This is a genomic window from Burkholderia sp. D-99 (assembly GCF_011605345.1).
Lineage (GTDB): Bacteria > Pseudomonadota > Gammaproteobacteria > Burkholderiales > Burkholderiaceae > Burkholderia.
In genome coordinates, this window is sequence record NZ_JAAOXM010000001.1 from 545,908 (window position 1) to 562,348 (window position 16,441).

The window sequence follows — 16,441 nt, forward strand, 5'->3', positions numbered from 1 at the left end:
CTGGTGCGTCGCATCAAAATAACTTGACGAAACGGCTGCTCCCGCGTAGTGTCCATGACCGAAGTATTCAAGAAGTTCGATTGCTCATCATTGGCCGCACTCCGTGCGGCAGTCGTTGGTCTCTCCCTCTTTGATTCTTTCTGTGCCCGTCGTGGGCGCATGTTCAATTATTTGTATTAAGGAAGTTTTTGTGGATACCGGTACCGTCAAGTGGTTCAACGAAACCAAGGGCTTTGGTTTCATCTCCCCGGACAACGGCGGCGACGATCTGTTCGCCCATTTCTCGGAAATTCGCGGCACGGGCTTCAAGACCCTGGCCGAAGGCCAGAAGGTCAGCTTCGAAGTGAAGCGCGGCCCGAAGGGTCTGCAAGCGTCGAACATCACGCCGCAGTAAGCCGCATCGGCATCGGCCGCCAGTCGGTGGCCGCTGCCGGATGGAGTTTCGCGCGAGGCGCCGCTTCGGCGGTGCCAGCGCGTTCCGATGCGCACGACCGATGCATCGCGACATTCACGATGCATCGGTCGTGACGCCTCCCTCCCGCATGCCTGAACGGCGTGCGACGTAACGTCCTCGTAAGGCGCTCGCCGCTTCGCGAGCGCATCACCGCTTCAACGCATCAACCCGAGCAGGCCGCCGCCATGTTGTAGCAGGCGCGGTCCCGACTTGCGCGGCGCTCATTGCGCCGCCGCCACCGACCGCCCGAACGCCGCAACGCGCCGGGCTCCGATCGCAAGACAGGCCCGAGGCCCGTCTGAACGAACCGATCCCCGGTAGCCTGCCGGCGGCCGTCCCGTTGCGGGATACGGCGCCGGGCAGATCGCCGCGGCCGCGGTCTATCACCTTGTCTGGAGGAATTGGTTTGGCAAAAGAAGAACTGCTGGAACTCGACGGGATCGTCGACGAAGTGCTGCCGGACAGCAAATATCGCGTCACGCTGGAAAACGGCGTGGTGGTGGGCGCGTACGCGTCGGGCCGCATGCGCAAGAACCACATCCGCATTCTCGCGGGCGACCGCGTGACGCTGGAACTGTCGATGTACGACCTGACCAAGGGCCGCATCAATTTCCGGCACAAGGACGCGAATTCCCCGCGTCCGCAGCGCACCGGCGGGCCGCGCCGTTAAGCGGTAACGATCGGCGCGCAGCCGCGTGCCGATCGAATCCCGTCCGGCCCACGCGGCCGGACGAACCGGATGAACGACCCGCTGCGTGCCGTTCACCGGCCGCCGGCGGCTTCGTCATGTCGCAGCGGCCCACACCGCCTTTACCGGCCGCCGCGCGTGCGTAACGCTCAGGCAGCCGCGTCCCGCAGGAAATCCTCGACGATCATCGCGAAATACGGCGGGCACTCCTGCATCGGGTAATGCCCGCAGTTCGGTATCACCGCGAGCCTTGCGTTCGGGTGCCACGACAGGAACGTCGCCTGCATCGCCGCTTCGTCGAGCCCCGGATCCTTGTCGCCGACGATCACCAGGAAGCGCGTGTCGAGCCCGCGGATATCATCGACGAAATCCGTTCCGGTCAGCATGTCGAGATACGCGAGCCGGCAGCCCGGCGCCACACGCTCGCGGTTCTGCTGCAATTTCAGGTCGGCCCAGCGTGCCGACAATCCACCCGTCACGAATCGCACCAGCCGGCGAAACGCATCGTCGTCGACGGTCGTGCTCGCGAAGAATGCGCGCGCGTCGTCGTTCAGGCGGTTGCCGGCCGCCGACACCGGGCATACGGCGATCGCGCGCTTGATGCGGGAGGGCGCGTCGGCGGCGAGCCGTTGTGTCGCCATGCCGGTCATCGAATGGCCGATCACGTGAAAGCGCTGCCAGCCGAGACGATCCGCGAGCGCCAGACAGTCAGCCGAGATCTCGTCGACGGTACAGGCGCCGCTCAAATGGATGGATTCGCCGTAGCCGCGCAGGTCGACGAACACGTACGTGAATGCCGCTTCGTCGAGATACGGCAGCAGCGCCGTGTAGTTCGTATGGTCGCCGAGCCAGTCGTGCATGACCATCACGCATTCGGGGCCCGTGCCGTGCTGCAGGTAGCCGAGGCCGTTGTTCGGGCTGGAGGCGAGGGTGTCGATACGGTTCATTTCAAGGGGTTTCCTTTTGGTTGGGGAACCAAAACGAAACGCCCTCCCGGCGGACCGGGAGGGCGTCTTGAAAGTGCATCGATCGTATCGAACCGATCGGCGAAAGTCAACGCTCAGAGCGCCATCCCGCCCGACACCTCGATGCGCTGCCCGTTGACCCAGCGGTTGTCGTCCGACAGCAGCGACGCGATCATCGGCCCGATGTCGTCGGGCTCGCCCACTCGGCCGAGCGCCGTCCATTCCGCGACGCGCCGGTTGACCTCCGGGTTGTCGCGCACCATCCCGCCGCTGAAATCGGTTGCCACCGCGCCCGGCGCGACGACGTTTACCGCGATGCGGCGCGGGCCGAGCTCCTTGGCCAGATAGCGCGTCAACACCTCGACCGCCCCCTTCATCGACCCGTACGCCGCGCTGCCGGGCACGGCGACGCGCGTGAGGCCCGACGACACGTTCACGATGCGGCCGCCGTCGCGGATCAGCGGCAGCAGGGTCTGGGTGAGGAAGAACACGCCCTTGAAGTGCACGCGATAGAGCGCGTCGAGATCGGCTTCGGTCGTCTCGGCGATCGGCGCGTGATGCGACGTGCCCGCGTTGTTGACGAGGAAGTCGAATAGGTCGGCGCCCCAGCCTGAAAGCACCTCGCGGAGCTGTGCGGCAAAGGGGGCGAACGTGGCGCTGTCGCCGGTGTCGAGCGGCAGCGCGATCGCTGCCTGCCCGGCTTCGGTGGTCAGCGCGACCACGTGATCGGCCTCGGCGCGGTTCGAGTGGTACGTGAAGATCGAGCGCACGCCGCGCTGCGCGAGATGAAGCACCGTATTGCGGCCAAGCCCGCGGCTGCCGCCGGTGACGACGGCGATTTTCGGGGTTGAACGGGGAGAGTGTGCTGCTGTCATGCTGGGCTCCTGATCGAAGTCGGTGACGGACAGCGGCAAGCGTACGGCGGCCGCCGCGGCGGTTGAATGCCGGAACCGGCCGGGTTCTTGCCTGATCCTGCCCGGCCGCCCCGGGAGGCGCCGCGCCGCGTGTACCATCCGGGCATCGGGATACGGAGGGTGGCTGCATGTCGGACGAACTGGTCGAGCGTGTCGCACGCCTGACGGGCGTGCAGGGCGAAGACAGCCCGTTCGCGACGGCGATCGACGGGCTGATCCTGCTGCGCGCCAATCGCGAGAAACTGCCCGCGCCGCTGATCATGAAACCGGCGCTGTGCGTCGTCGTGCAGGGCGCGAAGTGGACGACGTTCGGCGGGCGGCGCTACGACTACGGGCCCGGCCGCGCGCTCGTCGTCAGCGTCGAGATGCCGGCGACGAGCCGTGTCGTCAAGGCGAGCGAAACCGAACCGTTCCTCGGCATCGTGCTTGAATTCGATCTCGCGATGATGCGCGACGTGCTCGAGCGACTCGACGCGCCGCCGCCGCAACCGGCCGGCACGATCGGCCATGGGGTGTGCGTGACCGATTTCGGCGGGCCGCTCGCCGATTGCGTGCTGCGGATGATGCGGCTGCTCGATACGCCGGCGGCGATTCCGGTCGTCGCGCCGCTCGTGATGCGGGAAATCTGCTACTGGCTGCTCGCCGGCCCGCACGGCGGCGAAGTCTCGCGCGTCGTGTTCGCCAACGGCCATGCACAGCGTGTCGTCGCGGCGATCCATGCGCTGCGCGGCCAGTTTGCCGAGGCGATCCGCGTCGAGGATCTCGCCGCCGTGGCGCAGATGATCCCGTCGGCGTTTCACCGCCAATTCAAGGCGCTCACGTCGATGACGCCGCTGCAGTATCAGAAGCAGTTGCGCCTGCTGGAAGCGCGGCACCTGATGGTGACGGGTGCGGCGAACGCGGAAACGGCCGCGTATCGCGTCGGCTACGAAAGCGCGTCGCAGTTCAGCCGCGAATACGCGCGGATGTTCGGTGCGCCGCCGCGGCGCGATGTCGTCACGCTGAAAACCGCATCGGCCGACGGCTGAACCGGCATGCGCTGACGCGTTTCGTATGACGCTTTACGCGCGGGGTGGCGCGGTCGTACACTCGTCGGCAATTCGCGGCCCGCGTGGGTGGCTTTCAATCCCTTCAGTGGCTTTCAGCGGGCCAACGACCGTGCCAGCAGGACTTTCGTCGCGCGACGCCAGGAGGCGCCATGAGTGCAGACGCAGCCCCCGCAGCCCCGCCGGTTCAGGCGCGCATCCAGCACGTGTTCGTGCTGATGCTCGAGAACCGTTCCTTCGATCACCTGTTCGCGCTGTCGGGCTACCCCGACATCGTCGCCGCCTCGCCGGGTAACAGCAACGCGTATGGCGGCGCGGTCTATCCGTTCGGCGGCGGCGCGCCTGACCAGATGCCGACCGATCCGTGCCACGAATTCACCGACGTGCTCGAGCAGCTCTGCGGCGCGGGTGTGCCGTTCGTGACAGGGCAGGCGTATCCACCAATCGGCAATACCGGGTTCGTGTCGAACTACGCGACGTCGCATTCCGAAGGCACGCCGCCGCAGCCGGCCGATGCGGGCAAGATCATGCAGGGCGTCGACATCGCGACGCAGGCGCCGTCGCTGTATGCGCTCGCGAATGCATTCGTGCTGTGCGACGCGTGGCATGCGTCGATGCCCGGGCCGACCTGGCCGAATCGCTTCTTCCTGCACGGTGCGTCGTCGGCCGGGCTCGACCATTCGCCGACCAAGGAAGAAATGGGCGGGTGGGACGCGTTCGACGGCTTTCCCTACCCGAAGGGTTCGATCTTCGCCGCGCTCGGCGACGACAACTGGCGCATCTACCAGGACCAGACGGGCAATCCGCTCGGCCAGGTGCCGCAGGTCGCGTCGCTGAAGGGCATCAGCTTCTTCGACATCGACGACCTCGCGCATTTCGAGTCCGATCTCGCGGCCGGCTATACGGCGCGCTATACGTTCATCGAGCCCGGTTACGGCGACATCGTGCACGGCACCTACGAGAACGGCAGCTCGCAACATCCGATGGACGGCCTCGCGGGCGGCGACCACCTCGCCGCGCGTGTGTACAACGCGATCCGCAATTCGCCGGTGTGGAACAGCAGCCTGCTCGTGATCTGCTACGACGAACACGGCGGCTTCTACGATTCGGTCCGGCCGGGCGCCGCGCCGCCGCCGAACGACGGCGCGGCGGCGACGCTGAACGCGAGCGGCTTCGGGTTCGACGTGTACGGCGTGCGGGTGCCGGCGATCGTGATTTCGCCGTGGGTCGCGGCCGGGCAGGTCGACCATACGCCGTACGATCACGCGTCGGTCGCCGCGACGCTCGAGCGGCTGTTCGGCCTGGCGCCGCTGACCGACCGCGACCGTCTCGCCAACGACCTGCTGGCGCTCGTCACCCCGACGTGCCGCAGCGACTGCCCGCAAAGGATCGGATCATGAGTACGACACCGGCCCCCGACCCGCGCGATGCGCTGCCCGTGCGCGACGGCACGAGCCTGATCGCGTTCCTGCACATCCTGAAGAAAGCGCATGCGGCGCTGGTCGGCCATGACAAGGCCCATCAACGCTTCAGCGAGATCGTGACGCGCGGGCAGGCGCGGCAGTACATCGAGGAGCTGATGCCGTCGCTGCTGCAGGCGCGCGAAGCGCATCGACGGCGCAGGCATGGCGGGAAGCATCGATGACGGCCGGGGCGGCACGCGCCTGGACGGGCGCGCCGCACGCCGGCATCGCATTGACCCGGACGCGTTGTGTCACGCCGCGTGCCGCGCACGCTGCAGGCCACGCGCCCTGATGGGGCGTCGGCATCGAACAGGCTGTCGACGCCGGCCGACGGCCGGCCAGTTGCGCTGTTCGCGCTTGCTTAGGAGCCGAACGGCAAGGTGCTGGAAGGGTCGTTCGTGGTGCCGTCGGCCGAACCGGTGCAGCAGCCGGACGAGCGCACGAAAGGAAACGGGGCGCAGCGCGCCCCGTTCTGCATGATCGCAGCGGAATCGGCGATGCAGCCAGATTCCGCCGGTTGCGTGACACTACGCCGCCACCTCCCGCGCCCGCACCATCGTCAGCGCCGCATCCTCGATCATGTCCTCCTGCCCGCCGACGAGCCGCTGCCGGCCCAGTTCGACGAGGATGTCGCGCGCGGGAATCCCGTACTTCGCTTCCGCGCGCTTCGCGAACAGCAGGAACGACGAGTAGACGCCCGCATAACCGAGCGTCAGCGCATCGCGGTCGAGGCGGATCGGCGCATCCATGATCGGCACGACGAGATCCTCGGCGACGTCCGAGATCGCGAACACGTCGACGCCCGTCTCGATCCCCATCCGGTCGCACACCGCGACGAACACTTCCATCGGCGTGTTGCCCGCGCCGGCGCCGAGGCCGGCCGCGGCCGCGTCGATCCGGTTCGCGCCGGCAGCAACGGCCGCGATCGAGTTCGCGACGCCCATCGCGAGGTTGTGGTGGCCGTGGAAGCCGAGTTCCGTCTCCGGCTTCAGCGCGTCGCGTACCTGGCCGATCCGTGCGGTGACGTCGTCGGGCAGCATGTACCCGGCCGAATCGGTGATGTAGATGCAGTTCGCGCCGTACGACTCCATCAGCTTCGCCTGCACGACCAACTGCTCGGGCGTCGACATGTGCGCCATCATCAGGAACCCGACCGTGTCCAGCCCGAGCGTGCGCGCGAGGCCGATGTGCTGTTCCGACACGTCGGCCTCGGTACAGTGCGTCGCGACGCGGATCGTGCCGACGCCGAGTTCGTGCGCCATGCGCAGGTGCTCGACGGTGCCGATGCCGGGCAGCAGCAGCGCCGACACCTTCGCCTGTTTCAGCTCCGGAATCACGGCGCTCAGGTACGCCTCGTCGGTGTGAGCGGGGAACCCGTAGTTGACCGATGCGCCGCCGAGCCCGTCGCCGTGCGTGACCTCGATCAGCGGCACGCCGGCCGCGTCGAGCCCGCGCGCGATGTTGCGCATCTGGTCGAGCGAGATCTGGTGGCGCTTCGGGTGCATCCCGTCGCGCAGCGACATGTCGTGGACGGTGATCTTCTTGCCTGCAAGTGACATCGTGTGACTCCTCGACTCAAGCGGTAGCGGCCGTCGCGGCCAGCATCTGTTCGGCGAAACGCTCGGCCGTGGCGGCCGCCGCGGCGGTCATGATGTCGAGGTTGCCCGCGTACTTCGGCAGGTAATCGCCGAGCCCTTCGACTTCCATGAACACCGACACGCGATTGCCGTCGAACACCGGACCGTTCTTCAGCGTGTAGCCGGGCACATAGCGCTGCACTTCCTTGACCATTGCATGCACGGACGCGGTGATCGCATCGACGTCGGGCGGCCCGTCGGTCAGGCAGTGGATCGTGTCGCGCATGATCAGCGGCGGTTCGGCCGGGTTGATCACGATGATCGCCTTGCCCTTGCGCGCGCCGCCGACCTGTTCGATCGCGCCGGACGTCGTGCGCGTGAATTCGTCGATGTTCTTGCGTGTGCCGGGGCCGACCGACTTCGACGACACCGTCGCGACGATCTCGCCGTACGCGACCGGCTGCACGCGCGACACCGCGTACACCATCGGGATCGTCGCCTGGCCGCCGCAGGTCACCATGTTCACGTTCGCCTGTGCGCTGTCGAGATGCGCGTCGAGGTTCACCGGCGGCACGCAGTACGGCCCGATCGCGGCGGGCGTCAGGTCGATCATCTTCACGCCGAGCGCGGTGAGCTTGTCGGAGTTGTCGCGGTGCACGTAGGCCGACGTCGCGTCGAACGCGATGCGGATGTCGTCGGCGGCCACGTGCGGCAGCAGCCCGTCGACGCCCTTGTCGGTGGTCTTGAGGCCGAACTCGCGCGCGCGGGCGAGGCCGTCGGACGCCGGATCGACGCCGACCATCCACACGGGTTCGAGCACCGTCGAGCGGCGCAGCTTGTACAACAGGTCGGTGCCGATGTTGCCGGGCCCGATCAGTGCGCATTTGATTTTCTTCATCAGGATTGTTCCTTTAGATAAAGCGGACGTCGCAGCTGCCGATGCCGGAGATATGCATCGACAGTGCGTCGCCGGCCGTGACCGGAATCAGTTTCGCGAGGGAGCCGGACAGTACGATCTCGCCGGCGAGCAGCGGCACGTCGTACGCGGCGAGCGTGTTCGCGAGCCACGCGACCGCGTCGGCGGGATGGCCGAGCGCCGCATCGCCGCGCCCTTGCGCGACGGGCTCGCCGTTCTTCTCGATCGTCATCTCGCACGCGGCGAGATCGAGCGTGCGCGGGTCGACGCGTGCGTCGCCGAGCACGTACACGCCGCACGACGCGTTGTCGGCGACGGTGTCCTCGATGCGGATCGCCCAGTCGCGGATGCGCGAATCGACGATCTCGAAGCAGGGGGCGACGGCGGCCGTCGCGGCGATCACGTCGGTGCGGTCGATGCCGGGGCCGCGCAGGTCGCGCGCGAGGATGAACGCGATCTCGCCTTCGGCGCGCGGCGCGATCAGCGAGTCGGCGGCGATCGCCTCGCCGGCCGCGTAGTGCATGCCCGACAGCAGGATGCCGAAATCGGGCTGGCGCACATTCAGCATGTCCTGCACGGCCTGGCTCGTCACGCCGATCTTCTTGCCGACCACTGCCTCGCCGTGTTCGACGCGGCGTTCGATGAAGCGCTGCTGGATGCGGTAGGCATCGTCGAGCGACAGGCGGCGCGCTCGGCTCGACAGCGGCGCGACCGGCGCGCGCGCGTGCCACGCGGCGTACAGCTCGTCGCCGAGCGTCGTATGCAGGCGGGAAGACATGAAAGGGCCCTCGAATGGAAAAGGCCGCCGTCGCGGGCGGCGTCGGGCGCCGGAGCGGGGCCCCGGCGCGTGGGTCGCGGGCGTGCCGCGTCAACAGGTTGATTAGTTACCCGAACTGCGGATCGCGTCCGGCGAGAAGTACGCCTCGTTGAACTGCGGGCTGTTGTCGAGCTTCGGCATCGGGCCTTCGTTCGTCAGGCGGTCGGCCATGTACGCGCCCGAGATCAGGTCGTGGAAGAACACCGCGCTCGGGTAGAACACCTTCGCGTCGAACGCGTACAGCGACGTCGCGACGTTGGTGCGCCAGAGCTGGCCGCGCGCGTCGTAGTTGTCGGCGAGCAGCGATTGCCACGAGTCCTCGTCGATGTACAGCACGCGCTTCGCATACTGGTGGCGATAGCCGCTCTTCAGCGTCGCCTGCAGCACCCACACGCGATGCAGCTCGTAGCGGATGTACGCCGGGTTCTCGTGACCCTTGGTCAGCAGGTCGCCGTACTTCACCGCGCTGTCCATCACCTTGTAGTTGTCGTACGGCACGTAGATCTCGCGCTTGCCGACGATCTTCCAGTCGTAGCGATCGCCGGGGCCGTTGTACAGGCGATCGTCGTCGACCGTGCGGAAGCCGCCCGGGCCCTGCGGCTGGTCATAGCCGTATTCGGGCGCCTGGCGCACGCGCCGCGTGCCGGGGTTGTACATCCACGTGCGCGACGAGTTGTCCGCGCCGGCCTTGTCCCAGTTCGTGAAGCCGACGATCAACGAGCCGCGGTCGGACAGCGGCAGCTCCGTCGCGTTGCGGTAATACGTGCGGTTGTTCAGGTCGCTCTTGACGTCGTACTTGCCGACGTTGCGCGGCGAGTAGATGTCGTAGCGCACCTTGCCCCACGCGATGTTGCCGTCGGAGTACACGACCGCCTGGTCGTAGGTGGCCTGCTCGGTGCCGATCGACGACGAGAAACGCTGGTTCCACAGCAGTTCGGCGGCGGTCTTCGGGATCGGGTAGGGCACCGTCGGCGGCGCGTTCGTGAGGCCGTTCGCGTCGGACGTCATCGTCGAGTCGGGCGCGTACGTGCGGATGTCCTTGTAGACGGCATCCGGGTAGCGGAAGTCGCGGTGGCTCGGGTAGACGATGATCTTGAACGTGGCCGGATAGCGCTTGAACATCGCCTTCTGGCCGTCGGTCAGGTGCTCCGCGTACTGCGCCATGTTTTCCGCGGTGATCGTCGCGACCGGCTTCTCGTTCGCGAACGGATCGGGGTAGCGGCTGCCGCGCTTGTACTGCACGTCGGACGGCGCGCCGAGCCACTTGCCCGACCACTCGGGCACGCTGCTGTCCTTGCTCGCGGCGCGCACCGCACCCATCGGGGTCAACTGGCCGTCGAGCGCCTTCAGGTCGTCCGTCGTGACCTTCGGGTACGACGCCGTCGCGGCGAGCGCGCACGCGGCGATCACCGACGCGCGCAGGAGGGGGAGATGAATTCGCTTCATGACTAATCCTCTTCTTGCTGAGTGACGAGCGGCCGGGCCGCTCAGAAGTGGTAGGTCGCCGTGGCCAGCACGTAGTCGCGATCGGCGAGCGGACGCGTGACCGGGTTCGGCGAACCGAGGAACTTGGCGTAGACGAGCGACAGCGACAGGTTGCTCAGGCGCGTGAAGGTCACGCCGGCCGTCACGCGGTGGTCGCCCTGGCCCGTCAGCGAGCCGAGCGCGCCGGCCAGCGGCGACGTGCCGGTCAGGTCGTGCGTGTAGGTCAGCGGCACGTCGAGATCCCAGCCGTTGAACACGTTCTTGTAGCTGAGCGTCCAGGCGATCTCAAGCGCCAGCGCATTGCGCGAATTCGCGAGCGTGGTCGATCCGTCGAGCTCCGAGATGCTGCCCGCGTGCACGTACGTGAGTTCGCCGATCAGCGACTGCGAGTTCGCGAGGAAGCTCGGCCCGATCGAGTAGATGCCGGACAGGTTGGTCTGCAGCACGTTCGCGCGCGTCGACTGCGGGCCCGTCGCGGTATTGACGAGCACGGCCGCGCCCTGGCGGTACGACACTTCGCCCGCGACGTTCACCGGGCCGACCTGCGTCGAGAAGCTCGCGCCGGTCAGCTTGATGTTGTCGAAGTAGGTCTGCTGGTACTGGAGCGTCGGGAAGTAGGTCGTGACGACGCTCGGGTTCATGTCGTTGTAGTGCAGGTAGTACAGGCCGAGCTCGGTGTCGCCGAGTACGCGAAAGCGCGCGCCGATACCCCACTGGTTGCGTGCGCTCGGCTTCTCGTCGGGGCCGCGCGGAATGATCATCCCGCCCGGGCCGATGATGTATTGCGCACCGGGGCCCGTGACGTCCGAGTAGCTCCAGTACGTGCCGGGTGCGGTCAGGCGGTTCTGCTGGTACGAGAACTGGTAGTAGCCGAGCAGGCTGAAGCGCGGCGTGATCTGCCACTGCGTCGAGATCTGCGGCACCGGCAGCAGGATGTCTTTCACCTCGGCACCGGCCATGTACGACTTGGTCGCGTCGGACGGCCCCTGCGCGCCGGCGATGTTCGGGAAGAACAGGCTTTCGCCCCACGCGACGACCTGATCGCCGACCTTCACGTTCAGGCTCGTCGAGCCGATGTGGAACGTGTTGTACGCATACGCGGCGAGCAGCGTCGTGTGGCCGCCCGACCAGTAGCGTGCGTCGCTCGTGAAATTGTTGTACTGGCCCGACTGGTTCACGGTGCCCGGCGCGTCGTTGTAGTTCGGACGGTGGTACGCCTGGTCGTAGAACGTGTCGGCGCGCACGAACACGCCCCAGTCGTCGTGCTTCAGGTTCACTTCGCCGAGCAGGCTGACCTGGTTCTCGATCAGCTTGTTCTTCGCGAAGTTGCGGTCGCCGTCGTCGCCGTTGATGTTCGCCGGCGTGAGGAGATTGCCGCTCGGTGCGCGGGTGCGCATGCCGAGGCCGTAACTGAGCGTGAACGTGTAGTCCAGCGTCGTGTCGGCGCCCAGCTCGATCGTGCTGCCGGCGTGCGCGCTGGGAACGGCGCACGTCAGCAACGCGGCGGCCAGCGTCGACAGCGTGGCGGTTGCCCGCTTGTCGGTACGGCGCGAAATCCGTTGATGCATGGTGTCTCCTCTTGGGGGTATCGACGACGGTCGTCTATGTGCGTTGTCGTGAGAGGCAGAGTAGGGAGATCGCGGTAGCAGGGAATCGTCAAAATGAACTAGATGACTTCCCTAGGACTGGCAACGATTCGTGCCGTACCGATTGCCATGCGTGCGTCAGCGTGCATCAGCGCGCGGCTGCCTGCGCGGCGTTCAGGAACGCCGGCCGCTCGCCGCCGCCGTCGAGCCGCAGGTTCGCACCCGACGTGTACGACGCGTCGGGCGAGGCGAGGAACAGGCACGCGGACGCGACGTCGTCGGGCGTCGCGAGCCGTCCGGCGGGAATCGTCGCGCGGATGGCGCCGAGCGCGTCGTCGCTGCCGTAGTGGCCTTCGGTGGCCGATTCGGTCTGCACGAGGCTCGGGCTGATCGCGCACACGCGCACACGCGGCGCCCACTCGACCGCGAGCGATGTGACCGCATTGACGAGGCCGGCTTTCGCGGCACCGTACGCGGCCGTGCCGGGCGACGGCCGTGACGCGCTGACGCTCGCGATGAACAGCATCACGCCGCCTTCGGGCTGCGGCTGCATGATCGCGTTCACGCGCTGCGCGAGCTGCAGCGGCGCGATCAGGTTGAGCCGCACGATCGACTCGGTGAAGCGCGGCGACGCGTCGGCCGCGAGCGCAAACGGCGAGCCGCCCGCGTTGTTGACGAGCACATCGAGGCCGCCGGCCGTATCGCGGATCGCCGCGAGCATCGCGTCGACCTGTTCGATGTCGCGCAGGTCGGCCGCGACGAACGCCGCCGTGCGGCCGCCGGCCGCGGGCGGCGTGTCGGGCGCGCTGCGTCCGCAGACGAACACGCGCGCCCCCGCCGCGAGAAACCGTTCGGCGATGCGCCGCCCGATGCCCTTGGTGCCGCCCGTCACGAGCACCGTCTTGCCGCTGTAGTCGAATCCGTTCATCGTCAGCCTCCGTTTCGGTGGGCCGATGATAGGAAGAAGCGCGCGCGGCTTCGTAGTCTGAAAGGATGATGCCGTCCGGCGCCGGCGGCGCAATCATCGTGGCCAGGCATCCATCGAACGACGAAGGAGACAACCCGCGATGACGATCCCCATGACGCCGCCGGCCGGCATCTTCACCGACGTACCGGGCGGCTTGCGCCTGCACCATTACGAGGCGGGCGAAGGCCGGCCCGTGGTGTTCATCCACGGCAGCGGCCCGGGTGCCAGCGGTTTCAGCAATTTCAAGCACAACGTGCCCGCATTCGCGGCGGCCGGCTATCGCGCGATCGTCGTCGACCTGCCCGGCTACGGGCAGTCGTCGAAGCCGTCCGACGTCGCCTATACGCTCGATTTCTTCGTCGGCGCGCTGCATGCGCAACTGAACGCGCTCGGGATCGGGCCGGCCGTGCTGCTCGGCAATTCGCTCGGCGGCGCGATCGCACTCAAGTACGCGCTCGACTACCCGGACGAAGTCGACGGGCTGATCATGATGGCGCCGGGCGGTGTGGAGGATCGCGACACCTATTTCCGGATGGAGGGCATCCAGCGGATGGTGAAGCTGTTCACCAATCGCCAGATGAATGACGACACGATGCGCGAACTGCTGACGCTGCTCGTGCACGATCCGGCGATCGTCACCGATGCGCTCGTCGCCGAGCGGATGAAGGTGTGCGTCGAACAGCCGACCGAAGTGCTCGCGACGATGAGCGTGCCGAACCTGACCGACGCGCTTGGCGACCTGCGCAGCCCGGTGCTGGGATTCTGGGGCACGGACGACCGTTTCAATCCGGTCGGCGGCGCGCTGAAATTCCTCGAACACTGTCGTGACGCGCGCTTCGTGCTGATGAACCGGTGCGGCCACTGGGTGATGGTGGAACACGCCGACTATTTCAATCGGGAATGCCTCGATTTTCTTGCGACGCGGAATACGCGATAACGCCGGATGCCCTTGAAGGCCTGCCCCGATGCGGGCGGCCTGTCTGAACACATACATGGAGACACCATGAAACTCATCGAAGACCTGTTCGACCTGCGCGGCAAGGTGGCCGCGATCACCGGCGGCGCGCGCGGCATCGGCGCGGAGACGGCACGTACGCTGGCTGCAGCCGGCGCGAGCGTGGCCATTCTCGACGTGCTGTCGCAACCGGCGGAAGCGCTGGTCGAGGAAATTTGCGCGCAAGGCGGCCAGGCCGCATTCTGGTCGCTCGACGTGACGCAGGAAGCCGATGTGTCGCGCGTGTTCGGCGAGATCGTCGCGCGCTTCGGGCGCCTCGACGTGCTCGTGAACAACGCGGGCATCGAAGGCCACAACGTGCCGACGCACGAGCTGACGCTCGCGCAATGGCAGCGCGTGCAGGACGTGAACGTGAACGGCGTGTTCCTGTGCACGCGTGCCGCGATTCCGTATATCGACGCGGCCGGCGGCGGCTCGATCGTGAACCTGTCGTCGATGTACGGGATCGTCGGCGGGCCGGACGTTCCCGCGTATCACGCGTCGAAGGCCGCGGTACGGATGATGGCGAAGGTCGACGCGATGCTGTACGCGGCGAAGAACATCCGTGCGAACTCGGTGCATCCCGGCTATATCCGCACGCCGATGCTCGAGGAAGCGTTCCGCCAGATGGGGCAGGACCCCGACAATGTCTTCGGTTATCTGCAGACGCACGTGCCGATGGCGAAGATCGGCAGCCCGCGCGACATCGCGGCCGGCATCCTGTATCTCGTGTCGCCGGCAGGCCGTTACGTGACGGGTGCCGAGCTCGTGATCGACGGCGGTTATACCGCGCGCTGACGCGGCTTTCGCACCACAAGGGAGACGCGCAGTTGAAAGTGCTCGTGGCAGTGAAACGCGTGGTCGACGCGAACGTGAAGGTCGGCGTGAAATCCGACCGGACCGGCGTCGACATCGCGAACGTGAAGATGTCGATGAACCCGTTCGACGAGATCGCGGTGGAAGAGGCCGTGCGGTTGAAGGAAGCGGGTGTCGTGACCGAAGTGGTCGCCGTGTCGGTCGGCGTCGCGCAGGCGCAGGAAACGCTGCGCACGGCGCTGGCGATCGGTGCGGACCGCGCGATCCTCGTGGAATCGAACGACGGTGTCGAGCCGCTGGGTGTCGCGAAGGTGTTGAAGGCGCTGGTCGACAAGGAACAACCGTCGCTCGTGATCCTCGGCAAGCAGGCGATCGACGACGATTCGAACCAGACCGGGCAGATGCTGGCTGCGCTGGCGGGTTTGCCGCAGGCGACGTTCGCGTCGAAGGTGGTGATTGCCGACGGCCGTGCGACGGTCGCGCGCGAAGTCGACGGTGGCGCGGAAACGCTGTCGCTTCAACTGCCCGCAGTCGTGACGACGGACCTGCGCCTGAACGAGCCGCGCTACGTGACGCTGCCGAACATCATGAAGGCGAAGAAGAAGCCGCTGGAAACCGTGAAGCCCGACGAGCTCGGCGTGGACGTGACACCGCGCCTGAAGGTGCTCAAGGTGAACGAGCCGCCGAAGCGCGCGGCCGGCGTGAAGGTGCCGGACGTGCAAGCGCTGGTGGGGAAGCTGAAGAACGAAGCCAAGGTGCTGTAACAGGGAGCGCAAGGAAATGACGATTCTGGTGATTGCGGAGTACGACGCCCCGAAGGAAGCCCCCTTGGCGGGCAACGCGTCGATCAAGGCCGCGACGCTGAGTGCCGTCGCTGCCGCACAGGCGCTCAATGCTGCGGGCGGCGGCGACGTTCATGTGCTCGTCGCGGGGCACGGCGCGCAAGCGGCGGCCGATGCCGCGGCGAAGATCGGTGGGGTGTCGAAAGTGCTGCTGGCCGACGCACCCCAGCTCGCTGACGGTCTTGCCGAGAACGTCGAAGCGACGGTGATGAGCATTGCGAACGGCTACTCGCACATCGTTGCGCCGGCCACCGCCTACGGCAAGAACATCGCGCCGCGTATCGCCGCGAAGCTGGACGTCGCACAGATCTCCGAGATCACGGCGGTGGTGTCGGCCGATACGTTCGAGCGCCCGATCTACGCGGGCAACGCGATCGCGACGGTACAGTCGAGCGACCCGGTCAAGGTCATCACGGTGCGTGCGACGGGTTTCGATCCGGTGGCCGCCGTGGGCGGCGGCGCATCGGTCGAGAAAATCGAAGCGGCGGCCGATGCCGGCAAGTCGCAGTTCGTGAGCCGTGAAGTGACGAAGCTGGATCGTCCGGAACTCACGAGCGCGAAGATCATCGTGTCGGGCGGTCGTGGCCTGGGCAGCGGCGAGAACTATACGAAGGTGCTGGAGCCGCTGGCCGACAAGCTGAGCGCGGCGCTCGGTGCGTCGCGCGCGGCAGTCGACGCCGGCTACGTGCCCAACGACTACCAGGTCGGCCAGACCGGCAAGATCGTTGCACCGCAGCTGTACATCGCGGTCGGTATCTCGGGGGCGATCCAGCATCTGGCCGGCATGAAGGATTCGAAGGTGATCGTCGCGATCAACAAGGATCCGGAGGCGCCGATCTTCAGCGTGGCCGACTACGGTGTCGTCGGCGACCTGTTCACGCTCGTGCCGGAAGCGGTCGCGGCGCTCTGAC

General features: G+C 67.0%; 17 protein-coding genes. 9 read left to right on the forward strand and 8 right to left on the reverse strand.

Annotated elements, in window-relative coordinates; all coding sequences use genetic code 11:
- Positions 1-190: 190 nt before the first annotated feature.
- Entirely contained in the window at positions 191-394 is a 204-nt protein-coding gene (locus HAV18_RS02395) for a cold-shock protein (protein WP_006483056.1), read from the forward strand.
- 466 nt (positions 395-860) lie between these two features.
- Entirely contained in the window at positions 861-1,124 is a 264-nt protein-coding gene (gene infA, locus HAV18_RS02400; protein ID WP_166952219.1) for a translation initiation factor IF-1, read from the forward strand.
- A 167-nt stretch (positions 1,125-1,291) separates the two neighbouring features.
- On the opposite strand, the gene HAV18_RS02405 is transcribed toward infA, so the two are convergent.
- The gene (locus HAV18_RS02405) at positions 1,292-2,089 is read right to left on the reverse strand and encodes an alpha/beta fold hydrolase (RefSeq protein WP_166952222.1); all 798 of its coding nucleotides are present in this window, start codon (positions 2,087-2,089) and stop codon (positions 1,292-1,294) included.
- Positions 2,090-2,202: 113 nt separating this feature from the next.
- Positions 2,203-2,982 carry an SDR family NAD(P)-dependent oxidoreductase gene (locus HAV18_RS02410; protein WP_166952225.1) on the reverse strand — a complete coding sequence of 260 codons (780 nt, stop codon included), beginning with the start codon at positions 2,980-2,982 and terminating at the stop codon, positions 2,203-2,205.
- 167 nt (positions 2,983-3,149) lie between these two features.
- On the opposite strand from HAV18_RS02410, the gene HAV18_RS02415 reads away from it, so the two are divergent.
- From HAV18_RS02415 to HAV18_RS02425, 3 genes are all read left to right on the forward strand, one after another.
- Entirely contained in the window at positions 3,150-4,049 is a 900-nt protein-coding gene (locus tag HAV18_RS02415) for an AraC family transcriptional regulator (protein ID WP_166952228.1), read from the forward strand.
- Positions 4,050-4,219: 170 nt separating this feature from the next.
- Positions 4,220-5,467, forward strand: coding sequence for an alkaline phosphatase family protein (locus HAV18_RS02420; RefSeq protein WP_166952231.1), 1,248 nt, complete (start codon positions 4,220-4,222; stop codon positions 5,465-5,467).
- On the forward strand, positions 5,464-5,712 hold the full coding sequence (locus HAV18_RS02425) for a hypothetical protein (protein ID WP_166952234.1): 249 nt from the start codon (positions 5,464-5,466) through the stop codon (positions 5,710-5,712). The genes HAV18_RS02420 and HAV18_RS02425 overlap by 4 nt, the downstream gene beginning before the upstream one ends.
- Before the next feature lie 345 nt (positions 5,713-6,057).
- Here the strand turns inward: HAV18_RS02425 and dmpG are convergent, their stop codons facing one another.
- The 6 genes from dmpG to HAV18_RS02455 form a co-directional block, all read right to left on the reverse strand.
- Positions 6,058-7,089 (reverse strand): 4-hydroxy-2-oxovalerate aldolase, encoded by a 1,032-nt coding sequence (dmpG, locus tag HAV18_RS02430; protein ID WP_166952237.1) that lies wholly within the window; start codon positions 7,087-7,089, stop codon positions 6,058-6,060.
- A gap of 16 nt (positions 7,090-7,105) precedes the next feature.
- Positions 7,106-8,005, reverse strand: coding sequence for an acetaldehyde dehydrogenase (acetylating) (locus HAV18_RS02435; protein WP_166952240.1), 900 nt, complete (start codon positions 8,003-8,005; stop codon positions 7,106-7,108).
- Positions 8,006-8,018: 13 nt separating this feature from the next.
- On the reverse strand, positions 8,019-8,801 hold the full coding sequence (gene dmpE, locus HAV18_RS02440) for a 2-oxopent-4-enoate hydratase (RefSeq protein ID WP_166952243.1): 783 nt from the start codon (positions 8,799-8,801) through the stop codon (positions 8,019-8,021).
- 102 nt (positions 8,802-8,903) lie between these two features.
- A complete protein-coding gene (locus HAV18_RS02445; RefSeq protein WP_166952246.1) occupies positions 8,904-10,286 on the reverse strand; it encodes a DUF1329 domain-containing protein in 1,383 nt (460 codons plus the stop codon).
- A gap of 41 nt (positions 10,287-10,327) precedes the next feature.
- Positions 10,328-11,893 (reverse strand): DUF1302 domain-containing protein, encoded by a 1,566-nt coding sequence (locus HAV18_RS02450; RefSeq protein WP_166952249.1) that lies wholly within the window; start codon positions 11,891-11,893, stop codon positions 10,328-10,330.
- 166 nt (positions 11,894-12,059) lie between these two features.
- The gene (locus HAV18_RS02455; RefSeq protein WP_166952252.1) at positions 12,060-12,839 is read right to left on the reverse strand and encodes an SDR family oxidoreductase; all 780 of its coding nucleotides are present in this window, start codon (positions 12,837-12,839) and stop codon (positions 12,060-12,062) included.
- Positions 12,840-12,978: 139 nt separating this feature from the next.
- Here HAV18_RS02455 and HAV18_RS02460 point away from each other — a divergent pair, with 139 nt between their 5' ends.
- The 4 genes from HAV18_RS02460 to HAV18_RS02475 all read left to right on the forward strand — a co-directional run bounded on the left by HAV18_RS02460 (position 12,979) and on the right by HAV18_RS02475 (position 16,440).
- Positions 12,979-13,815 carry an alpha/beta fold hydrolase gene (locus HAV18_RS02460; RefSeq protein ID WP_166952255.1) on the forward strand — a complete coding sequence of 279 codons (837 nt, stop codon included), beginning with the start codon at positions 12,979-12,981 and terminating at the stop codon, positions 13,813-13,815.
- 66 nt (positions 13,816-13,881) lie between these two features.
- A complete protein-coding gene (locus HAV18_RS02465) occupies positions 13,882-14,670 on the forward strand; it encodes an SDR family NAD(P)-dependent oxidoreductase (protein WP_166952258.1) in 789 nt (262 codons plus the stop codon).
- Between the two features lie 32 nt (positions 14,671-14,702).
- On the forward strand, positions 14,703-15,452 hold the full coding sequence (locus HAV18_RS02470) for an electron transfer flavoprotein subunit beta/FixA family protein (RefSeq protein ID WP_166952261.1): 750 nt from the start codon (positions 14,703-14,705) through the stop codon (positions 15,450-15,452).
- Positions 15,453-15,468: 16 nt separating this feature from the next.
- Positions 15,469-16,440, forward strand: coding sequence for an electron transfer flavoprotein subunit alpha/FixB family protein (locus HAV18_RS02475; RefSeq protein WP_166952264.1), 972 nt, complete (start codon positions 15,469-15,471; stop codon positions 16,438-16,440).
- Position 16,441 lies beyond the last annotated feature (1 nt).